General features: G+C 71.7%; 17 protein-coding genes and 1 pseudogene. 14 read left to right on the forward strand and 4 right to left on the reverse strand.

Annotated features, from left to right (window positions below):
* Positions 1-785 (forward strand): annotated as a pseudogene (locus R7226_RS26870) (hypothetical protein); the annotation flags it as partial.
* A gap of 45 nt (positions 786-830) precedes the next feature.
* On the opposite strand, the gene R7226_RS26875 reads toward R7226_RS26870, so the two are convergent.
* Genes R7226_RS26875 through R7226_RS26885 form a run of 3 tightly spaced genes read right to left on the reverse strand, consistent with a single transcriptional unit; the run spans position 831 to position 3,543 of the window.
* A complete protein-coding gene (locus R7226_RS26875) occupies positions 831-1,634 on the reverse strand; it encodes an ABC transporter ATP-binding protein (protein WP_318600473.1) in 804 nt (267 codons plus the stop codon).
* Entirely contained in the window at positions 1,631-2,710 is a 1,080-nt protein-coding gene (locus R7226_RS26880) for a taurine ABC transporter substrate-binding protein (RefSeq protein ID WP_318600474.1), read from the reverse strand. The genes R7226_RS26875 and R7226_RS26880 overlap by 4 nt, the downstream gene beginning before the upstream one ends.
* A 23-nt stretch (positions 2,711-2,733) precedes the next feature.
* Positions 2,734-3,543: an ABC transporter permease gene (locus R7226_RS26885; protein WP_318600475.1), complete on the reverse strand. Its 810-nt coding sequence runs from the start codon at positions 3,541-3,543 to the stop codon at positions 2,734-2,736.
* Between the two features lie 85 nt (positions 3,544-3,628).
* On the opposite strand from R7226_RS26885, the gene R7226_RS26890 reads away from it, so the two are divergent.
* The 3 genes from R7226_RS26890 (at position 3,629) to R7226_RS26900 (ending at position 6,254) form a co-directional block, all read left to right on the forward strand.
* Entirely contained in the window at positions 3,629-4,354 is a 726-nt protein-coding gene (locus R7226_RS26890) for a DUF2510 domain-containing protein (protein WP_318600476.1), read from the forward strand.
* Positions 4,355-4,363: 9 nt separating this feature from the next.
* Positions 4,364-5,143 carry a polyphosphate kinase 2 family protein gene (locus R7226_RS26895; RefSeq protein ID WP_318600477.1) on the forward strand — a complete coding sequence of 260 codons (780 nt, stop codon included), beginning with the start codon at positions 4,364-4,366 and terminating at the stop codon, positions 5,141-5,143.
* A 121-nt stretch (positions 5,144-5,264) separates the two neighbouring features.
* The gene (locus R7226_RS26900) at positions 5,265-6,254 is read left to right on the forward strand and encodes a TerC/Alx family metal homeostasis membrane protein (protein WP_318600478.1); all 990 of its coding nucleotides are present in this window, start codon (positions 5,265-5,267) and stop codon (positions 6,252-6,254) included.
* 12 nt (positions 6,255-6,266) lie between these two features.
* On the opposite strand, the gene R7226_RS26905 is transcribed toward R7226_RS26900, so the two are convergent.
* Complete coding sequence (locus R7226_RS26905) at positions 6,267-6,920, reverse strand: TetR/AcrR family transcriptional regulator (RefSeq protein WP_318600479.1); 654 nt, start codon at positions 6,918-6,920, stop codon at positions 6,267-6,269.
* A gap of 60 nt (positions 6,921-6,980) precedes the next feature.
* Between R7226_RS26905 and R7226_RS26910 the strand changes: the two genes are divergently transcribed.
* The 10 genes from R7226_RS26910 (at position 6,981) to R7226_RS26955 (ending at position 20,249) form a co-directional block, all read left to right on the forward strand.
* Positions 6,981-8,525 (forward strand): flavin-containing monooxygenase, encoded by a 1,545-nt coding sequence (locus tag R7226_RS26910; RefSeq protein WP_318600480.1) that lies wholly within the window; start codon positions 6,981-6,983, stop codon positions 8,523-8,525.
* 220 nt (positions 8,526-8,745) lie between these two features.
* Positions 8,746-9,777 carry an SAM-dependent methyltransferase gene (locus R7226_RS26915; RefSeq protein WP_318600481.1) on the forward strand — a complete coding sequence of 344 codons (1,032 nt, stop codon included), beginning with the start codon at positions 8,746-8,748 and terminating at the stop codon, positions 9,775-9,777.
* Between the two features lie 26 nt (positions 9,778-9,803).
* The gene (locus tag R7226_RS26920; protein WP_318600482.1) at positions 9,804-10,172 is read left to right on the forward strand and encodes a cupin domain-containing protein; all 369 of its coding nucleotides are present in this window, start codon (positions 9,804-9,806) and stop codon (positions 10,170-10,172) included.
* A 22-nt stretch (positions 10,173-10,194) separates the two neighbouring features.
* Positions 10,195-11,160, forward strand: a complete 966-nt coding sequence (locus tag R7226_RS26925; RefSeq protein ID WP_318600483.1) for an acetaldehyde dehydrogenase (acetylating) — start codon at positions 10,195-10,197, stop codon at positions 11,158-11,160.
* A 33-nt stretch (positions 11,161-11,193) separates the two neighbouring features.
* The gene (gene dmpG / locus R7226_RS26930) at positions 11,194-12,249 is read left to right on the forward strand and encodes a 4-hydroxy-2-oxovalerate aldolase (RefSeq protein WP_318600484.1); all 1,056 of its coding nucleotides are present in this window, start codon (positions 11,194-11,196) and stop codon (positions 12,247-12,249) included.
* Entirely contained in the window at positions 12,246-13,085 is an 840-nt protein-coding gene (locus R7226_RS26935) for a 2-keto-4-pentenoate hydratase (protein ID WP_318600485.1), read from the forward strand. Before dmpG ends, R7226_RS26935 begins: the two co-directional genes overlap by 4 nt.
* Positions 13,078-13,863 (forward strand): alanyl-tRNA editing protein, encoded by a 786-nt coding sequence (locus R7226_RS26940; protein ID WP_318600486.1) that lies wholly within the window; start codon positions 13,078-13,080, stop codon positions 13,861-13,863. Before R7226_RS26935 ends, R7226_RS26940 begins: the two co-directional genes overlap by 8 nt.
* 4 nt (positions 13,864-13,867) lie before the next feature.
* Positions 13,868-17,083 carry an isoleucine--tRNA ligase gene (gene ileS / locus R7226_RS26945; RefSeq protein WP_318600487.1) on the forward strand — a complete coding sequence of 1,072 codons (3,216 nt, stop codon included), beginning with the start codon at positions 13,868-13,870 and terminating at the stop codon, positions 17,081-17,083.
* A gap of 114 nt (positions 17,084-17,197) precedes the next feature.
* Positions 17,198-19,159 carry a hypothetical protein gene (locus tag R7226_RS26950; RefSeq protein ID WP_318600488.1) on the forward strand — a complete coding sequence of 654 codons (1,962 nt, stop codon included), beginning with the start codon at positions 17,198-17,200 and terminating at the stop codon, positions 19,157-19,159.
* Between the two features lie 13 nt (positions 19,160-19,172).
* A complete protein-coding gene (locus R7226_RS26955) occupies positions 19,173-20,249 on the forward strand; it encodes an alpha/beta fold hydrolase (protein WP_318600489.1) in 1,077 nt (358 codons plus the stop codon).
* The last annotated feature ends 60 nt before the right edge of the window (positions 20,250-20,309 follow it).

The following is a 20,309-nucleotide window of genomic DNA, read 5'->3' on the forward strand; positions in this document are numbered from 1 at the left end:
CTCCGCCGCGCTGGCGTCGGCGCCCGCGCGCCGCCTTCCCGCGGCGCCACCTGCGCCCCGTCTCGACGGCGACCGTCGCGGCGCTGGCGGCGCTGGCGTTCGCCGCCGTCGCGGTCGTGACGCTCGACGGCGGCGGCACGTCGTCGGCGCCGTCTCCGGCCGGCGGCGGTCTGCCGGCGGGGACGGTGCGCGGCACGACAGGGACGGCGCTGACGGTGCCGGTCCGAGCGGCCGACGCGGCACTGATCGAGGCGGCCCACGTCGCCGCCGCCGCCGACGAGCTGGTCTGCGCCAGCGACGCGCGCCCGACGCCGCACTCGTCGGTGCAGATCCTGCTCGACGGCCGCATGGCGACCGAGATCTGCGCCGCCGCCTGGCGCCGCGGGCACGTGCTCCCGCGCGAGCGCGAGGCCCCGCCCTCGCTGCGCCCCTGCGTCAGCCTAGACGGCGGTCCGATCCACGTCGTTCCCGGCGGCGACGGCGCCTGTACCCGCGCCGCGCTCGTGCCCGCGCCGCTGAACGCCGGCGCGACCGAGCGGCAGCAGCGCGTCGGTGCCTTCGAGCGCGCCCTGATCGCCGCGATCCACGACGGCCGCCGCTGCGTCGGCGAGCGCGAGGGCCGCCGGATCACGCGCGCGCTGCTCGCCCAGCACGACCTCGCGAGCTGGCGGGTGCTGACCGGCGGCGGGATACGCGGGGAGGGTTTCAGCGCCGCGCGGCCGTGCGTCTCGCTCGCCTTCGACGCGGCGGGACGGACCGTGACGCTCGTGCCGATGACACGCTGAGCGGGGCCGGGCCATCCGCGCGCGCTGGCGTCACGCCCGGCTGCCTCAGCCCGTCCCTATCTTCGCCGCGACGCGCTCGCGGAAGGCGACGAACTCCGGTGTCGCGCGCAGCGCGGCGTCGCGCGCGTCGGCCGGGAAGGGGACCGGCTCGTCGAAGACGATGCGGCCGGGGCGCGGGCTCATCACCAGCACGCGCGTGCCGAGGTAGACGGCCTCCTCGACGCTGTGGGTGATGAAGAAGGCGGTCTTGCCGGAGCCGAGCCAGATGCGGTGCAGCTCGTCCTGCAGCCGGTCGCGCGTGAGCGCGTCGAGCGCCCCGAACGGCTCGTCGAGCAGCATGATCGCCGGGTCGTTGGCGAGCACGCGCGCGATCTGGCAGCGCTGCTGCATGCCGCCCGACAGCTCGTACGGCGCCGCCTTCGCGAACTCGCTCAGGCCGACGAGCTCGAGGTGGTGGTCGGCGATCCGGCGCCGCTCGGCGCGCGCGACGCCGCGCAGCCGCGGCCCCAGCTCGACGTTGGCGCGGACCGACATCCACGGGTAGAGGTTGGCCTGCTGGAAGACGACGCCGCGGTCGGGCGAGGGCGCCGTGACCTGCTCGCCGCCGACCGTGATCCGCCCCTCGGTCGGGGTCAGGAAGCCGGCCAGCAGCTGCAGCAGCGTCGTCTTGCCGCAACCGGAGGGACCGACGACGGCGACGAACTCGCCGCCGCCGATCGTCAGGTCCGTGCTCGCCAGCGCCTGCACCTCGGCGTCGCGCCCGCGGTAGCGGTGCGCGACGCCGTGGAGGACGACCGTGTGGTCGTCGACCGAATCGGAAGGCCTCTGGCCGCCCGGATTCGGCCTCATCTGCCGGCGGCCTCCGCGAACTGCGTCGTGACCGCGTCGGTGTATCTCGACTCCTCGAAGACCGAGGGGATCTGACCCAGTCTCTGGTTGAACGTCGCCGTCGCGAAGAGGTTTCTCGCGACGCCGCCGCCGAGGTAGTCGGGCCCGGCCTGCTCGGCGGCCGTCAGGAAGATCAGGTCGCCGACCTGCGCCTCCGCGTCAGCCGGCTCGATGTTCAGCTCGGCGGCGATCGCTCTCGCCGCCTCGGCCGGGTTGTCCTGGATCAGTCTGACCGCTCTGTCCTGCACCTGGACCCACGTCGTGACGGCCTCCGGGTGTTTGGAGGCGAAGTCGTTGGTGACGACCGCGAGGTCGTAGGTCGTCTTGCCCTCTCTCGACAGCTCCTCGGAGGTGATCAGGACTCTGCCGCCGTCCGCGACGATTCTCGCGAGGTTGGGGTTCCAGACGTAGGCGCCGTCGATGTCGCCGCGCGTCCACGCCGCGAAGATGTCGTCGGGCTCGGCGTCGATGATCTCGACGTCTCTCTCCGACAGGCCCGCTCTGTCGAGCGCGGCGAGCAGCGAGTAGTGCGAGGTCGACGCCAGCGGCGTCGCGATCTTCTTGCCTCTGAGGTCCTCGATCGAGGCGATGTCGTCCTTGACGACGAGCGACTCGGCTCTGCCGATCACGTCGTGGATCCACGGCACCTGGTACTCGATCGGCGTCGAGAGGCCGCGCGCGACGGGGCTGGAGCCGGCGAGGCCGATGTCGATGCTGCGCGCCGCGACCGCCTCGTTGACGGTGCCGCCGGAGTCGAACAGCTTCCACTCGATCTCGGTGTCGGGGAATGCCTGCTCGAGCCATCTCTGGTTCTTCACGACGAGGTCGCCGTTGGGGATCGCCTGGTAGGCGATCGTGATCTTCTCGGGCGCGCTGGTGCTCGCGGCGGTCGTCTCGCCGCCGGTGGTGGAAGCAGCGGCGGCCGTCTCGGAACCGCCGTCGTCGTCGGAGCCGCAGGCGGCGATCCCGACCACGAGCAGGGCGGCGAGCAGCAGGGCGAGCAACGGCCTCAGGCGGCCGCTTCTGAAAGTGGACATGCGACGTTCCTCCTGGTGGGTTCTCACGCCCTGCCGTGCCACGGCAGGACTCGCTTCTCGAGCTGCTTGACGAGCTGGTCGAGCGCGATCGCGGTGAGGCCGATCACGATGATGCAGAGCACGGCGACGTCGGTCTGCTGGAACTTCTTCGTCGCCCACGCGAGCCCGCCGATCCCGGGGATCCCGTCGACGGTCTCGGCGGCGACGATCGTCGTCCACGCGAAGCCGAGCGCCAGCCGCGTGCCGGTGAACAGCTGCGGCAGCACCGACGGCAGCGTCACGAAGCGGACGACCTGCCAGCGGCTGGCGCCGAGCGCGCGCGCCGCGTCGATCCGCTCCCGTCTGATCCCCTCGACGCCGGCGACGACCGACAGCGCGATCGGCGGGAAGGCGGCGAGGAACAGCAGCCAGACCTTTGACGTGTCCTCGATCCCGAACCAGATGATCAGCAGCGAGAAGTACGCCAGCGGCGGCAGCGCGCGGACGAAGTTGACGTACGGCTCGACGACCAGCCGGAACGGCTTGACGGTCGCCAGCAGCAGCCCCAGCACGACGCCGAACACGAGCGCGAAGGCGACGCCCCGCAGGATCCGCCAGAGGCTCGCCCACAGGTGCTCGTAGAGGTAGTAGCCGGAGAGGCCGACCTGGCCGTCGTGCGTCGTCAAGCCCTCCTGCAGGCGCTCCCAGACGCGTGCGGGGCTCGGCACGAACAGCTCCGACCACACCTCCAGCTCGACGACCAGCCACCAGAGCGCCAGCAGGATCGCCAGCGACAGCAGCGGAATCGCGATGCGCGCAGCGGCGCGACGGGTATATCCAACAATCTCGACCAACTTAGCCGGGATTAATACAGCATCCGGCCACGCTGGCGCGCCGGCGCTGGCGAACGCCCGTCGGCGTGCGAAGATTCCGGCCGCCATGGCCGACCCCTTTGGACGTCCCGAGCAGCGCGACCCGCACGACGCCGGCGACGCGCGCCCCACCGACGCCGGCCACTCCGCCGAGACCTCGCCCGCCACCGCGCTCGTCCCGCTCGGCCTGCTCGTCGTGCTGCTCGGAGGGCTCGCGCTCGCCGTCGGCCTCTTCCTGCCGCTCGCCGACTCGCCCGACAGCCGCGTCGAGCTGATCGAGAACCGCGCCATCTGGCACGGAGGCGTCGACTTCGTGCTCGGTCTCGCCGTCGCCGCGCCGTTCTTCGCCTTCCTGCGCTGGCGCGGGCTGCCGCTGCCGTGGTGGGTCGCGTCGGCGCTCGGCGTCGTCGCGCTCGTGCTGGCCGGCTTCGCCGTGCTGCTGATCGACGCCAGCTCGCTCGACGACGTCGCGTGGGCCGGGCCGACGGAGGTCGAGAGCGACGAGCTGCGCGCCGGCGTCGGCGTCTGGGTCTCCGCGGCCGGCGCCGTCATCCTCGTCGCCGGCGGTCTGCTGCTGCAGGCGGTCGGCCCGCCGCTGAAGCGCAAGCAGCCGGCCGCGACGGCGCCCGAGGGCTGGTACCCCGACCCCGAAGGGCCGGAGCTGCGCTGGTGGGACGGCACGAGCTGGGGCGACGCGCGCCGGCCGGCCGGGCCGGTCGGCCAGTTCGCGCCGCCGGTCGCGCCGAGAACGCTGTGGCGCCGTCCGGATGCTGATCCGCCCCAGGGTGGGTAGCTACACCCAATGGGCCGACTCGACGACGTTGATCTCACGCTCTCGCTCGACAAGGAGGAGGGCGAGCGGCGGCTGGCCGAGGAGCAGCGCCGGCTGCTGGCGCTGCGGCTCCAGCTCGGCGGGCTGATCGGCGACGCCGGCCGTCACGGGCCGCCGCTGCTGGTCGTCTTCGAGGGCTGGGACGCCTCCGGCAAGGGCGGCGCGATCAGACGGCTCGTCGGCCCGCTCGACCCCCGTCACGTGCGCGTCGTGCAGTTCGCCGCGCCGACCGCCGACGAGAAGCGCCACCACTTCCTCCAGCGCTTCTGGCCGCCGCTGCCGGGCTGGGGCGGGATGGCGGTCTTCGACCGCTCCTACTACGGGCGCGTGCTGGTCGAGCGCGTCGAGGGCTTCGCGAGCGAGGCCGAGTGGCGTCGCGCCTACGACGAGATCGCCGACTTCGAGCACTCGCTCCACGAGGAGGGCGCGACGATCGTGAAGCTGTGGCTGCAGATCTCCGACGCGGAGCAGAAGCGGCGCTTCGAGAAGCGCGCGAAGGACCCGTTGAAGCAGTGGAAGCTGACCGACGAGGACTGGCGCAACCGCGAGAAGCGGGCGCTCTACGAGCAGGCGCTGGAGGAGATGTTCGCGCGCACCGACCGGCCCGCGGCGCCGTGGACGCTCGTCCCGGCGGAGTCGAAGGCGTACGCGCGCGTCGTCGTGCTGGAGACGGTCAACGCCGCGATCGAGACCGCGATGCGCGCCAACGGCATCGACCCGATATCTTTCCCTGCACGAGAAGGGAAGTAGCCCTGCGATACGGTGCGTTCGTCAACACGGTCCCCCCTGTGGGACCCGGCGCGCCGGCCGTAGCCTCACGGCGGGTCAAACCTTCGAGACCATCGATTCGATCTCGAAGGAGCCCCTATAGATGTTGATTCCCTGGCTTGGCCTGGTCGCGTTCATCGTCGTCTCGCTGACGATCGATCTGCGCGGTCATGGCGGCAGACCGATGACGCCGCGCAACGCGCTCATCTGGTCGATCGTCTGGACGGGCCTGGGCGCCGCGTTCGCGATACTGCTGCTCGTCTTCGACAGCGGTGAAGCGGCCGGCGAGTACCTCTCCGGCTTCCTGATCGAGAAGTCGCTGTCGCTCGACAACCTGTTCGTCTTCGCGATCCTCTTCTCGTTCCTGCAGGTGCCCGACTCGCAGCGCCTGAAGGTGCTCGTCTGGGGCATCGCCGGCGCGATCGTCCTGCGCACGATCTTCATCCTCGTCGGCGCCGCGGCGCTCGACGCCTTCCACGCGACGACGTACGTGCTCGGCGCGCTGCTCGCCTTCACCGCGATCAGAATCGCGAAGTCGGGCGGCGAGGAGATGGACCCGGAGAGAACGCTGATCATGCGCTGGCTGCGCAGACTGCTGCCGCTCTCCAGAGAGTACGACGGCGACAAGCTGTTCACGATCGAGAACGGCAAGAGACTGGCGACGCCGCTGTTCGCCGCGCTCGCGCTCGTCGCGGCCTTCGACGTGATGTTCGCGATCGACTCGATCCCGGCGATCTTCGCGATCACGCGCGACACGTACATCGTCTTCGCCGCGAACGCCTTCTCGCTGCTCGGCATGGTGTCGCTGTACTTCCTGCTCGACGGCCTGCTCGACCGCTTCCGCTACCTGCACTACGGCCTCGCGGTGATCCTCGGCTTCGTCGCGGCGAAGCTCCTGCTCGTCGACGTCTGGCACCCGTCCAACGGCCTCTCGCTGGGCGTGATCGCGCTGGCGCTCGCCGGTGCCGCGCTCGCCTCGATGATCGTCGAGAGAAGAGAGGCGAGGCTGGCGGCCGAGCGTGCCGCCGCCGAGTCGGCGCCGGTCCCGACCGTGGTCGGGGCTCCCGAGGAGATCGACAGACCGCAGTCGTAGTCCGTCCGGGCGCTACGCCTCGGCGTAGCGCCCGAAGACGAACGCCTCGTGGATCTGCTCGATCTGCGGGGCGAGCTCCATCAGCCCGTCGACGCCGCGCGTGCGGACGTGCTCGAAGGTCAGCTCCCAGACGGCGCCGGCGGCCGCCTGCGGGACGAAGTCGGGCAGCGGGCCCAGCTCGGGCCGGTCGGCGCGCGCGGCGCGGTAGCCCGCGCCGATCACGGCGGCGAAGCGGCGGTGGGTCTCGGCGCGCCGTTCGAGCGCGCCCTCGCCGGCGCTCAGCACCTCGATCAGGAAGGTGCGCGCGAAGTCGGGCTCGGCGGCGAGCACCTCGAGGAAGACGTGGGCGCCGGCGCGCAGCTGCCGCTGCCAGGTCGGCTCGGCGGCGACGGCTTCGGCGACCTGGCTCAGCACCAGCTCGAAGCCGGCCTCCCACGCCGCCAGGAAGCAGGCGTCCTTGTCGGCGAAGTGCTCGTAGAAGGTCTTGCGCGAGACGCCGGCGCGGGCGATCACGTGCGCGACGGTGGTCGCGGCGTAGCCCTGCTCGGCGACGCATGCGGCGATCGCCTCCAGCAGCCGTCCGCGCTGCGACGCGAGCACGACCTCGCGTGCCGCGGCGTGCCGTCCGCGCGGGAGGGAGCGGGGGATGGGAACGCTGTCCGTCATCTAGAAACAACATGGTACAGTAGGAAACAGAGTGTTTCTACGACCGCATGGAGCCGATCGATGAGCGAGCAGACCGAACTCCCAGCGCACGTCGACGTCGCGATCGTCGGCAGCGGCTTCGCCGGCCTCGGCATGGCGATCAGACTGCGGCTCGCCGGCCGCGACGACTTCGTCGTGCTCGAGCGTGCCGCCGACGTCGGCGGCACCTGGCGCGACAACACCTATCCCGGCTGCCAGTGCGACGTGCCGTCGAACGTCTACTCGTTCTCGTTCGCGCCCAACCCGCGCTGGACGCGCACGTTCGCGCCGCAGGGGGAGATCTGGGAGTACCTCAGAGCGCTCGCCGACAGATACGAGCTGCGCCCGAAGATCCGCTTCGGCGCCGAGCTGGTCGGCGCCAGCTGGGACGAGGCGGCGCAGCGCTGGACGGTCGAGACGGTCCGCGGCACGCTGACCGCGCGCGTGCTCGTCGGCGCGATGGGCGGGCTCAGCGAGCCGTCGATCCCCGCGCTCCCCGGCCTCGACAGCTTCGCCGGCGAGACCTTCCACTCCGCCACCTGGAACCACGACCACGACCTGACCGGCCGCAAGGTCGCCGTCATCGGCACCGGCGCCTCGGCGATCCAGTTCGTCCCCGCGATCCAGCCGCAGGTCGGCCAGATGACGGTCTTCCAGCGCACCCCGCCGTGGATCATGCCGCGCAAGGACCGCCGCGTGCGACCGCGCGAGCGCCGGCTCTTCGGCCTCCTGCCGGCCGTCCAGCGCGCGGTCCGCGGAACGGTCTACTGGGGTCGCGAGGCGACCGTGCTGCCGTTCATGCGCCCGCGGCTGCTCGGCCGCCTGCCCGACAGAATGGCGCGCGCGCACCTGCAGCGCTCCGTCGAGGACCCGCGGCTGCGCGAGCGGCTGACGCCCGACTACGCGATCGGCTGCAAGCGGATCCTGCTGTCGAACGAGTGGTATCCCGCGCTCCAGCAGCCGAACGTCGAGGTCGTCTCCGACGGGATCGCCGAGATCCGCCCCAACGGCGTCGTGACGCGTGATGGCGCCGTCCACGAGGCCGACACGATCATCTTCGGGACCGGCTTCCACGTCACCGACATGCCGTTCGTCGAGCGGCTGCGCGGCCGCGGCGGGCGGCTGCTCGGCGATGTCTGGCGCGAGCAGGGGATGGCGGCGCTGCGCGGCACGACGGTCCACGGCTTTCCCAACCTGCTGCTGATGGTCGGCCCCAACACGGGCCTCGGCCACAACTCGATCGTCTTCATGATCGAGTCGCAGCTGACCTACGCGCTCGACGCGCTGGAGCGCACCGAGCGGGCCGGCGCGGCCGTCTTCGAGCCCGACGCCGACGCCCAGCTGCGCTTCAACGAGCAGGTCCAGGCGAAGATGCGCGGCACCGTCTGGACGGCCGGCGGGTGTGCCAGCTGGTATCTCGACGCGCACGGCCGCAACACGACGCTGTGGCCGGGCAGCTCCTGGCGCTTTCGCACCGTCACGCGCCGCTTCGACCCCGCTGAGTACGCGCTCTCGCCCGCGCGAACCGCTGTTCTTCGGGAAGACGGCGATCGCCGCGACCTCACGCCGGGCTACGTCGGCGCTTGACGCGGACTCCGCAGGCGGCATATAACACGAGCAGACGCCGCCGTTCGGGCGACGTCGGGGGAACGAATCGAGGAGCAGTCCGTGGAAGGCTTCGATCGAATCCGCAAGACCGGGGGTTCGATTGGTCCGGGCTGCGTTGAACTGATGTCGAGGGGGACGCTGGAACGAGCGCGGCAACGCGTGCCGTTCGGCGCTGCCCGAAGGGCGAGGTGAGCAGTCGATGACGGACGTCCAGCCAACGCTGAAGGTCGAGCCCGGGGACGTCCCTGACGCGCCTCGGCCGGTCTTCGAGCTGTTCGAGGGCTTCGCGCTGACCAGCGTGCTCGCCTCGCTGGAGCGGGCGGGCCTGCTGGCGCGACTGGAGGGCGGTGGTGTGCCCGCGGACTCCGCCGAGGGTGAAGACGGCTTGCCGCTCGCCACGCTCCGGTATCTTGCACAACGTGGCATCGTCGAGGAGACCGATGGGACGTTCAGCCTCTCCGCTCGCGGACAGGCGATCACGCGCGACAAGGGCTATCTCGTCTGGCTCCAGGGCGGCTACGGTCATGTGCTGGCTGCACTGGGGGACTTCTCTACCGGCGCGCAGCGCTACGGGAGCGACGTGATCCGCGACGGTCGCTGGGTCGCGGACGGCTCCGCCCTGATCGGGCGCGACGACGTCTCCCCGCACGCCACCGCGGTGCTGGAGACGATCGACTTCAGCCACGTCGTCGACCTCGGCTGTGGCAACGCCCGCTTCCTGATCGCCGCCGCCAACCGCTTCGGCGTCACCGGCGTCGGCGTCGACCTGGCGCCCGAGGCCTGCGAGGACGCCGGGCACGCGATCGCCGCCGCCGACCTCTCCGACCGCGTGATCGTCCGCTGCGGCGACGCCGGCGACCTCGACGCGATCCCTGAGCTGGCCGACGCCGACCTCGCCGTCGCCTTCTTCCTGCTGCACGAGATCTTCGAGCACGGGCGCGACGCGCTGATGTCCTACCTGCGCAAGCTCGGAACGATCATGCCGAGAGGCGCCCACATGCTCGTCGCCGAGGTGCAGCCGGCCAGCGGCGCGCCCGACGAGCGCTGGCGGCCGGAGTTCACGCTGCTGCACGCGATCATGCGCCAGCAGCTGCTGACCGAGCAGGGCTGGCACGACGCCTTCACCGAGGCCGGCTGGTCTCGTCATGAGGTCCGCGAGCTGGGGCTTCCCGGCGCGGTCCTGCTGCTCTACCGCAACGACGCGCCGGGCGGCGCCGAAGGAGGTGCTTGATCGTGCAGGTCGCGCAACGATCGGGCGTGGTGATCACGGACGGGCTGCCCGTCTACGTAGAGGTCGAGGGCCATCACGCTCCGACGCCGTTCATGGTGACGCCGGAGACGCTGCCGGGCGCGCCGTTCAGCATCGCGGTCGTGGACGCCGCGAGACTGATCGGGGCGCCGCACGCCGATCTCCACGTGCACGACGACCACGACGAGCTGTACCTCGTCGCGACGCCGGGCCTGCGCTTCACCGTCGAGACCGAGGACGACGCGATCGAGTTGAACTCGCCCGCCACGATCTCGATCCCCGCGGGGGTCAAGCACCGCTTGATCTGCCACGAGGTCGAGGGCGACCACTGTCCGTTCCTCGGAATCCTGGTCGAGAAGGGAACACTCCCCTCGTAGGGGGTGAAAGGGGCAGAAGGGGATGGAAGCGTCAGCGATCACGAGAACGAGCAGCGAGCCGCCGCGTCCGCGCCTGCGGCTGGCCGGCTCGCGCGACGGCGGCAAGCTGCGCGTCGGGATCATAGGCACCGGCAACATCGGCACGGACCTGCTGCTGAAGGTGCAGCGCTCGGAGCTGCTGGAGTGCGCGCTGTTCGCGGGGCGCAACAGCAGATCGGCGGGGATACGCAGCGCCCAGGAGCTGGGCGTCCCGACCTCTGACCGCAGCATCGACGCCTTCCTCGAGGAGCCCGACCGTTTCGACCTCGTCTTCGACGCGACCTCGGCGACCGACGCCAAGCGCCACTACGCGGCGCTGCAGCCGCTGGGGATACCGGTGATCGACCTGACGCCGGCGAAGCTCGGGAAGATGTGCGTCCCGGCGCTCAACCTCGCCGACTGCGTCGGCCAGCCCAACCTCTGCATGGTGACGTGCGGCGGGCAGGCGGCGGTGCCGCTGGCCCACTGCGTGATGAAGACGCATCCGCACGTCGATTACGTCGAGATCGTCTCGACGAGCGCGTCGAAGTCGGTCGGTCCGGCGACGCGCGTGAACATAGACGAGTACCTCGCCACGACCGAGGCTGCGCTGAGTCACTTCAGCGGGGTGCGGCGAGCGAAGTCGATCCTGCTCGTCAACCCGTCGACGCCGCCGATCATGATGCAGAACACGGTCTTCGCGAAGGCCGACGAGGTCGACCTGCCGGCACTGACGGAGGCGGTCGAGGAGATGGTGGGGCGGATACAGCGGTACGTGCCGGGCTACCGGCTCGTCGTCGCGCCGCTGCACGAGAACGGACGGATCGCGATGACCGTTCAGGTCGCCGGCGCGGGCGATTACCTGCCCGCGTACGCCGGGAACCTGGACATCATCACCTGCGCGGCGGTCGCTGCCGCCGAAGAGAACGCGCGCGTCATCACAAGCGGTGCCGCGGCGAATGGCAACTGACGGTTCTTGGGGGAACAAGGGGGAACCAGTCGTATGGCACAGATCTTGATCAGCGATCCGACGTTGCGGGACGGCAATCACGCCGTCCAGCATCGTCTGAACGCGGAGCAGATCCGCCGGTACGCGGCCGCGGCCAACGCCGCCAGAGTCGCGATCGTGGAGGTCGGCCACGGCAACGGGCTCGGGGCCTCCTCGCTGCAGGTCGGCGAGGCGCTCCTGAGCGACGAGGACATGCTGCGGATCGCCCGCGAGGAGCTGTCGGACGTGAAGCTGGGGGCCTTCGGGATCCCGGGCTTCGCGACGATGACACGCGACCTCGACGTCGCGATCGACGTCGGGGTGGACGTCTTCCGCGTCGGCGCGCACTGCACCGAGGCCGACCTGACGGAACGCCACATCACCTACCTGCGCGAGCGCGAGAAGGAGGTGTACGGCGTCCTGATGATGTGTCACATGGCGACGCCGGAGCAGCTCTGCGAAGAGGCGCAGAAGATGGAGGCATACGGAGCGCAGGGCGTCGTCGTGATGGATTCGGCCGGCGCCTTCCTGACACACGACCTGCAGGACCGGATAGCCCGGATGGTCGACGCGACGTCGATCGCGATCGGCTTCCACGGCCACAACAACCTCTGCCTCGCGGTCGCCAACTCGGTCGCGGCGGTCGACGCCGGCGCGACGATCGTCGACGGCACCGCCCGCGGCTTCGGCGCGGGCGCCGGCAACACGGAGCTGGAGGTGCTCGTCGCGGTGCTGGCCGAGCTCGGCCACGACACCGGCATAGACCTCTACAAGGTGCTCGACGCCGCCGACCTGGCGGAGGAGCACCTCGTGCAGCAGCTGCCGCACACCGACTCGGTCGGCATCGTCAGCGGGCTCGCCGGGGTCTTCTCGGGCTACTCGAAGCCGGTGCGGCGGATCGCCAGAGACTTCGGCATCGATCCGCGCGACGTCTTCTTCGCGCTCGGCAGACGCGACGTGATCGCCGGACAGGAGGACGTGATCCTCGAGGTCGCGATGGCACTGCGGGACGCTGTCGAGGAACAGCGGCTCGAACAGCAGGACGACGAGATCGAGGGGGGCCGGCCATGACGCCGCGCACGATCACACGCACGTTCGACGGGGCACGTCCGGCGCTGCTGGAAGCGGCGGAGCTGACACCGCATCACGAGGCGCTGGCACGGCTGCTGTGGCATGCCGAGCTGCGCGGGGAGGCGATCGAGCCGCTCAGCTCGACCTTCCCGGACCTGACGCTGTGGGACGCCTACCGGATACAGACGATCGGCCGCGGCCTGCGCAACGCCGAGGGCGAGGAGCTGCGCGGCTGGAAGGTCGGCCTGACCAGCCAGGCGATGCAGGAGATGATGAACGTCGACCAGCCCGACTCCGGCTACCTGCTCGAGTCGATGGTCGTCCACAGCGGCGCGCAGCTGCGCGCCTCGCGCTTCATCCAGCCGCGCGTGGAGGCCGAGATCGCCTTCCTGCTGAAGTCGCCGCTGGAGGGCCCCGGGGTCACCCGCGAGGAGGTGCTGGAGGCGACGCACGCCTTCGCGCCGGCGCTGGAGATCATCGACTCGCGCATCAGCGACTGGCGGATCGGGATCGTCGACACGGTCGCCGACAACGCCTCCTCCGGGATGTGCGTGATCGGCGACTGGGAGCCGGCCGAGGACATCCGCTCGGAGACGCTCGGCGTCTCGCTGGCGGTCGGCCCGGAGCTGGTGCGCGGCCGCGGCGACGCCGTCCTCGGTCACCCGGCTGAGCCGGTCGCGTGGCTGGCGCGCACGCTCGCCGAGCAGGGCGAGCGGCTGGAGCCGGGCGACATCGTGATGCCGGGCTCCGTCTCGCGCGCGGTCCCGATCGCGCAGGGGCAGACGGCGTACGCGACGTTCGACCGGCTCGGTGAGGTGAGCGTCGGCCTTGTCTGAGACGACCGCCGCCCAGCCCGTCGCCTCCCGCGCGCCGGCCGATGCGCCGCCCTACCAGGTCAACGCCTACCAGCGGTCCTTCTCCGCGCGGGTCGTGCGCGCGGAGGGGAGCGCGGTGCAGCTGGAGGGGAGCGCGCTCTTCCCGGGCGGCGGCGGGCAGCCGGCCGACCACGGGACGCTGCGCGACGGTGACGACCTCTGGCAGGTGACGGGCGCCAAGCTCGCCCGCGACGACAGCGACCCGGCCTTCCCGGCAGCCGGCGTCTGGACGCTGCTCGACAGAGCGGCGCCGGCCGTCGGCGCCGACCTCGCGGGCGAGGTCGAGTGGGGGCGGCGCTACGAGCTGATGCGCACGCACACGGCGCTGCACATCCTCTGCGCCGTCGTCTGGCGTGACTACGGCGCGAAGGTCACCGGCGCGAACATGGAGCCGCTGCGGGGGCGGATGGACTTCGAGTTCGACGCTCTCTCGGGCGAGTTCGTGCGCGAGCTGGAGGAGAAGGTCAACGCCGAGGTGGTCGCCGCGCGGCCGACGCGCGTCGACTTCCTGCCGCGCGCCGAAGCCGACAAGGACCCCGAGCTGATCCGCAACAAGGTCAGCCTGCTGCCGCCCTCGATCACGGTCGTGCGCGTGGTGGGGATCGAGGGGCTGGACCTGCAGGCAGACGGCGGCACGCACGTCGCCAACACGCGGGAGGTGGGCAGGATCGCCCTCCCCTCGTACAAGAGCAAGGGCAAGATCAACAAGCGCGTCGAACTCACGCTGACAGGGGGCTGAAATCATGCGCGAGCCGCACCGGCCGGTCGACAAGCGACCCGACTTCCCGCAGATCGAGGAACGGGTCCTGGAGCGCTGGCGGCAGGAGCGCACCTTCGAGCAGGCGCTGGCGCAGCGCGCCGGCGGGCCGGTCTTCTCGTTCATCGAGGGGCCGCCGACCGCCAACGGCAACCCCGGCTCCCACCACGTGCTGCTGCGGTCGTTCAAGGACTTCTACATGCGCTACCGCACGATGTGCGGGTACGACGTGCCGCGCAAGGCCGGCTGGGACTGCCACGGCCTGCCGGTCGAGCTGGAGGTCGAGAAGCAGCTCGGCTTCGACTCCAAGCGCGAGATCGAGGAGTACGGCATCGCCGCCTTCAACGAGCGCTGCCGCGAGTCCAACGACCACTACATCGGCGCCTGGGAGCGGATGACCGAGCGGGTCGGCTTCTGGATCGACCTCGAAGGGGCCTTCCGCACCGGCACGCCGGAGTACATCGAGTCGGTCTGGTGGTCGCTGCACGAGCTGTGGGACAGAGGGCTGATCTACGAGGGGCACAAGGTCGTCCCGTATTGCTCGCGCTGCGGCACCGCGCTCTCCTCGCACGAGGTCGCGATGGGCTACCAGGACACCGAGGACCTGACCGCGACGGTCAAGCTGCCCGTGAGCGAGCGGCGCGGCCCGCTGCGCGAGGGCGACTCGTTCCTGATCTGGACGACGCAGCCGTGGACGCTGTTCGCCAACTGCGCGATCGCGATCGATCCGGACGTGCGCTACGTGCGCGCGCAGCGCGACGGCGAGGTCTACGTGCTGGCCGAGGAGCGCGTCGAGGCGACGCTCGGCAGCGACGGCGTGACCGTGCTCGACCGCTTCCCCGGTCGCACGATCGTCGACGCCCGCTACGAGCCGCCCTTCCCGCACCTGACCGACCACGGGCCGCGCAGCCACTCGGTCCTGTCGGCCGAGCACGTCACGCTCGACAAGGGCACCGGCCTCGTCCACACCGCGATGGCGTTCGGCGAGGAGGACTTCGTCCTCTGCGAGCGCCACGGCATCCCGCTCGTCAACCCCGTCCGCGAGGACGGCACCTACGACGAGCGGATCGCGGGCTGGGAGGGCGAGTTCGTCGGCGACGCGTCGCCGAGAGTGGTCGAGGCGCTGCGCGCCGCCGGCAAGCTGCTGGAGGCGGCGCCGTACACGCACTCCTATCCGCACTGCTGGCGCTGCGACTCCAAGCTCCTCTACTACGCGAAGGAGAGCTGGTACATCGCCACGCGCGACCAGCGCCACGAGATGCTGAGACAGAACCAGCGGATCGACTGGCGCCCCGGCCACGTGCGCGACGGCCGCTTCGGCAACTGGCTGCAGGGCAACGTCGACTGGGCGCTCTCGCGCGACCGCTACTGGGGCACGCCGCTGCCGATCTGGGAGTGCTCGTCGGCGACCTGCGACGCGCGCCACTGCGTCGGCTCGATCGAGGAGCTGGGCCAGCTCGCCGGCGAGCTGCCGAGAGACCTCCACCGGCCGTACATCGACGAGGTCTCGTGGGGCTGCTCGGTCGAGGGCTGCGACGGCGAGATGCACCGCGTCAGAGCGACGATCGACACCTGGTACGACTCGGCCTGCATGCCGTTCGCGCAGTTCCACTACCCGTTCGAGGGCGTGGAGCAGTTCAGAGCGCAGTTCCCGCCGTCGTTCATATGCGAGGGGATCGACCAGACGCGCGGCTGGTTCTACACGTCGCTCGCGGTCTCGACGCTGCTGTTCGACGACATCCCGTTCCAGACGGCGGTCTGCGTCGGCCACGTGCAGGACAGAGACGGCCACAAGATGTCGAAGAGCAGAGGCAACGCGGTCGACCCGTGGGACGTGCTGGAGCGCCACGGCGCCGACGCCTTCCGCTGGTACTACCTCGCCTCGCAGCAGCCGTGGGCCGGCTACCGCTTCTCCAAGGACGCGGTCGAGGAGGCGGTCAAGCAGGTGCTGATGCCGCTCTGGTCGACGTACTCGTTCTACGTCCTGTACGCGAACATCGAGCGCTTCGACGCGCGCGCGGCGGCCGCCGCGCCGCCGGTCGCGCGCCGCTGCGAGCTCGACCGCTGGGCGCTCTCGCGCCTGCAGGGGGTCGTCGCGGAGGTGCGCGAGCGGGTCGATGCCTTCGACGCCCACGGCGCGACGCAGATCCTGCTGCAGTGGCTCGACGACCTCTCGAACTGGTACGTGCGGCTGTCGCGTCCGCGCTTCTGGGACAGCAAGACGGCGGCGCCGGCGCTGGCGACGCTGCGCGAGTGCCTGCTGACGACGGTCAAGCTGTTCGCGCCGGCACTGCCGTTCGCGGCCGAGGAGCTGTACGAGAACCTCGTCGGCGGCGTCAACGGCGTCTTCCGCGCCGAGCCGAGATCGGTCCACCTGTGCGACTTCCCGGTCGCCGATCCGAGACTGGTCGACAAGCGGCTGGAGCGCGACATGGCCTACGCCGCCGAGGCGATCCAGCTCGGTCGCGACGCGCGCGGCAGATCGAAGCTGAAGGTGCGCCAGCCGCTCGGGCGCGTGATCGTCTGCTGCGGCGCGAGAGCGGGGCGCGAGTCGGTCGAGCGGATGAGCGCGCTGATCGCGCGCGAGCTGAACGTCAAGCGCGTCGAGGTCGTCGCCGACGAGCTGGCGCTGGAGCGGCCGCTGGTGCTGCCGAACCTGCAGCGGCTCGGCCCGCGCTGCGGGCGCGACATGGGCGCGATCGTGACGGCGCTGCGCACGCGCGACGGCGACGAGGCGCTGCAGGCGCTGCGCGAGCATGGCGTGCTGACGGTCCGCGTCGGCGATCCCTCCGACCTGCTCGACCCGCCGCGCACGTACGCGCTGGCCGAGAACGACCTCGTCGTGCGGCGCGTCCCGCGCGAGGGGCTCGTGCTCTCCTCGCGCGGCAACGGGCTCGGCCTGGTCGTCGCGATCGACACCCACCTCGACGCGCTGCTGAAGCGCGAGGGCTGGGCGCGCGAGATCGTCCGCGCGGTGCAGGCGGAGCGCAGAGAGGCCGGCGTCGCCGTCACCGACCGGATCGAGCTGCGGCTCGCCGGCGGCGAGGAGCTGCTGCTGGCCGCGCGCGAGCACGAGGCGTACGTCGCGAGCGAGACGCTGGCGACGGCGATCGTTTACGAGTCGCTGAACGGCGACGAGGCCACCGCCGACGTCGACGGCCAGCCGCTTGCGGTCCGCGTGGCGGTGCTCGCGACCGCCTGAACCCCGCATGACCGCGGATCTGTGCACCTCCTGTGTGTGCAGATCCGCAGTCGTCGCGGCTCGTGTGCGGCATCGCACGGTTAGGTGTGACATCGATCGGTGTAGCATGACGTCATGTTCGCCGTCATCGAAGAGCCGGCCGGCGGTGCCGCGGTCGACGAGATCCTGATCGCCTCCACCGGCGCGCTCGTGCTCACCATCGGCCTGCTCGTGCTCGGGCTCGGCCATCGCAGCGGCCGCGTCGCGCTGCTCGGCAACCTGGCGCGCTTCGCCGAGCGCCGCAGCGGCCTGCCCGGCTGGGTCGCGCTGCCCTCGGCGATCGCAGGCATCTCGCTGCTGGCCGCCGTCTTCGGGATGTACTGGGACATCTCGCTCCACATCGACGTGGGCCGCGACGCCGGCCCGCTCGCGAACCCCGCGCACTACTTCATCCTCGGCGGCCTGTTCGGCATCTTCGCCGCCGGCGTGGTCGCGATCGTGCTGCCGGAGGGCAAGCCGAGCGCGTCGTCGATCCAACTCGGCGAGGGCTGGTACGCGCCGCTCGGCGGCCTGCTCGTCTGCGCCTCGGCCGGCTTCGCGCTGATGGGCTTCCCGCTCGACGACGTCTGGCACCGCCTCTTCGGTCAGGACGTGACGCTGTGGGGCCCGACCCACCTGATGCTGATCGGCGGCGCCTCGCTGACGCTCGTCGGCATGGCGGTCCTGCTCGTCGAAGGTCAGCGCGCGACCGGTCGCGTGAGCGAACCGTCTCGCGGCGCCGGACACGATCCGATCGAGCTCAAAGGCGACCAGCCTGATCGTCTCGATCGGATCGCGCCCGGCATCCACGATCCGGCCACGCTCGCGCGACCGGCCAGTGAGCCCGGCTGGGTCTACCTGACCCGCCGCGTCGCGCTCTGCGGCGCCTTCCTGCTCGGCCTCTCGACCTTCCAGGCCGAGTTCGACTTCGGCGTGCCGCAGTTCCGCTTCGTCTTCCAGCCGCTGCTGATCATGCTCGCGGCCGGCGCCGGCCTCGTCGCCGTGCGGCTGTGGGCGGGCCGCGGCGCCGCGCTCGGCGCGGTCGCCTTCTTCCTCGTCGTGCGCGGCCTGCTGGCGCTGACGGTCGGGCCGATCCTCGGTCAGACGACGCCCCACTTCCCGCTCTTCGTCGTCGAGGCGCTGGTCGTCGAGGCGATCGCGCTGCGCGCGCCGCTGTTGCGCAAGCCGCTCGCGTTCGGGCTCGCCAGCGGCATCGGCATCGGCACCGTCGGCCTCGCCGCCGAGTGGGGCTGGACGCACATCTGGATGCCGATCCCGTGGCCGTCGCAGCTGCTGCCCGAGGCGATCCTCTACGGCCTGCCGACCGCGGTCGCCGGCGCGCTGATCGGCGCCTGGATCGGCGACCGGCTGGCAGTCGAGCGGCGCGACCACGACCGTCGCCTCGATCGCGCCGCGCTCGTCGCGGCGCTCGGCGCCAGCGTCCTGATCGCCGTCGCGCTCTACAAGCCCGGCGTCGAGAACGTCCAGGCGCAGGTGACGCTGACCGACGTCAGCCCGGCCCCGCAGCGCGAGGTCGAGGCGACCGTGCGGATGATCCCGGCCGACGCCGCCGACGACGCCGAATGGCTGACCGCGACCGCCTGGCAGGGCGACGGCTTCGTCGTCGACCGGCTCGAGCGCGTCAGCGAGGGCGTCTATCGCACGACGCAGCCGATCCCCGTCCACGGCAGCTGGAAGGCGCTGATCCGGATGCACCGCGGCAACACGCTCAGCGGCGTCCCGATCTTCCTGCCCGAGGATCGCGCGATCCCGGCCCCGGAGGTCGCCGCGCCGGCGCAGTTCACGCGCACCTTCGTCGCCGACCACAGACTGCTCCAGCGCGAGCAGAAGGAGGCGCAGGGCTGGCTGTGGGCGATCGCCTACGCCGTCGTCGGGCTGATCACGCTGTCGCTGCTGGCGCTGATGGCGTGGGCGCTGCGGCGGCTGTCGGCCGCCGCCGAGGGCGAGCCGCCGGCCGCCGGCGGCACCGCGCCCGCGGCGGTCCGCCGTCCCGCGCCGTCGGCGCCGCGACCGACGCCGCACGTCACCGGGGCGTGATGTGATGAAGGCCATGGGCGAGCAGAAGAGATCGAAGGGCATGCGGCGCAACGAGTGGGGCGGCTCGCGCCGCTGGGTCGAGGCTGGCGCGGTGCTTGGCGTCGGCGCGACCGTCGCGGTGTGGGAGGCGGCGCGCCAGCGCGACCTGCGCCGGATCGAGCAGGACCCGGCGCACGACCTCCTGTTCGACGTGCCGAGAGGGGAGCGGCTCGAGGTCGTCTCGCGCGACGGCACGCGCCTGGCCGTCGAACTGTTCGGTCCCGAAGACGCGCCGCCGCTGGTGCTCGTGCACGGCTGGACCTGCGCCCACCGCTTCTGGAACGCGCAGCTGCACGGGCTCTCCGACCGCTTCCGGATCGTCACCTACGACCTGCGCGGCCACGGCGAGAGCGGCGACCCCGTCGACGCCGACTTCTCGACCGACGCGCTCGCGGAGGACCTGCAGGCGGTGCTGGAGGCGACCGTCCCCGACGGCCGCAAGGCGCTGCTCGCCGGCCACTCGCTCGGCGCGATGTCGATCGTCGCGTGGGCGGCGCGCTTCCCGCGCGAGGTGGAGGCGCGCGTCGCCGGCGCGGCGCTGCTGAACACCGGCCTCGGCGACCTGATCGACGAGGCGCTGATCCTGAAGCTCCCGTCCGGCATGAGACGCACGAAGGCGATCGCCGGCGGCATCTTCCTGAGCGCGAGCGCGCCGCTGCCGCCGGCCTCGCCGATCAGCCTGCGGGCTGTCCAGTACGTCGCGCTGTCGCCGTCGGCGACGCCGGCGCAGGTCGCCTTCTGCCAGGAGATGGTGCTGGAGTGCCGGCGCGACGTGCGCGCCGGCTTCGGCCGCACGATGTCGCGGCTGGACCTCGTCGACGCGCTCGGCGACCTGAAGGTGCCGACGCTCGTGCTCGGCGGCGGCCGCGACCGGCTGACGCCGCCGCCGCACGTCGAGCGGATGGCGGCGGCGCTGCCGCGGCTGGCGGAGCGAGTCGAGCTTGCCAGCTCCGGCCACATGAGCCCGATCGAGGACCCCGCCGCCGTCAACGCGGCGATCGAGCGGCTGGCCGCGCACGCCGGCATCACGCTGGCCGGCGCCGCGGCGTAGCTCGGGCACGGCGTCGCGCGCCGCGCGTCGCGCGACGGCGCCCGCGGTCACCGCCGCGGG

Source organism: Conexibacter stalactiti (assembly GCF_033542075.1).
Taxonomy (GTDB): domain Bacteria; phylum Actinomycetota; class Thermoleophilia; order Solirubrobacterales; family Solirubrobacteraceae; genus Conexibacter; species Conexibacter stalactiti.

What these genes read in the sequence shown, in the direction of transcription:
- R7226_RS26875 (WP_318600473.1), bottom strand. Translation starts at nt 1,634, where the DNA reads ATGAGGCCGAATCCGGGCGGCCAGAGGCCTTCCGATTCGGTCGACGAC.
- R7226_RS26880 (WP_318600474.1), bottom strand. Translation starts at nt 2,710, where the DNA reads ATGTCCACTTTCAGAAGCGGCCGCCTGAGGCCGTTGCTCGCCCTGCTG.
- R7226_RS26890 (WP_318600476.1), top strand. Translation starts at nt 3,629, where the DNA reads ATGGCCGACCCCTTTGGACGTCCCGAGCAGCGCGACCCGCACGACGCC.
- R7226_RS26895 (WP_318600477.1), top strand. Translation starts at nt 4,364, where the DNA reads ATGGGCCGACTCGACGACGTTGATCTCACGCTCTCGCTCGACAAGGAG.
- R7226_RS26900 (WP_318600478.1), top strand. Translation starts at nt 5,265, where the DNA reads ATGTTGATTCCCTGGCTTGGCCTGGTCGCGTTCATCGTCGTCTCGCTG.
- R7226_RS26905 (WP_318600479.1), bottom strand. Translation starts at nt 6,920, where the DNA reads ATGACGGACAGCGTTCCCATCCCCCGCTCCCTCCCGCGCGGACGGCAC.
- R7226_RS26910 (WP_318600480.1), top strand. Translation starts at nt 6,981, where the DNA reads ATGAGCGAGCAGACCGAACTCCCAGCGCACGTCGACGTCGCGATCGTC.
- R7226_RS26915 (WP_318600481.1), top strand. Translation starts at nt 8,746, where the DNA reads ATGACGGACGTCCAGCCAACGCTGAAGGTCGAGCCCGGGGACGTCCCT.
- R7226_RS26925 (WP_318600483.1), top strand. Translation starts at nt 10,195, where the DNA reads ATGGAAGCGTCAGCGATCACGAGAACGAGCAGCGAGCCGCCGCGTCCG.
- dmpG (WP_318600484.1), top strand. Translation starts at nt 11,194, where the DNA reads ATGGCACAGATCTTGATCAGCGATCCGACGTTGCGGGACGGCAATCAC.
- R7226_RS26935 (WP_318600485.1), top strand. Translation starts at nt 12,246, where the DNA reads ATGACGCCGCGCACGATCACACGCACGTTCGACGGGGCACGTCCGGCG.
- ileS (WP_318600487.1), top strand. Translation starts at nt 13,868, where the DNA reads ATGCGCGAGCCGCACCGGCCGGTCGACAAGCGACCCGACTTCCCGCAG.
- R7226_RS26950 (WP_318600488.1), top strand. Translation starts at nt 17,198, where the DNA reads ATGTTCGCCGTCATCGAAGAGCCGGCCGGCGGTGCCGCGGTCGACGAG.
- R7226_RS26955 (WP_318600489.1), top strand. Translation starts at nt 19,173, where the DNA reads ATGGGCGAGCAGAAGAGATCGAAGGGCATGCGGCGCAACGAGTGGGGC.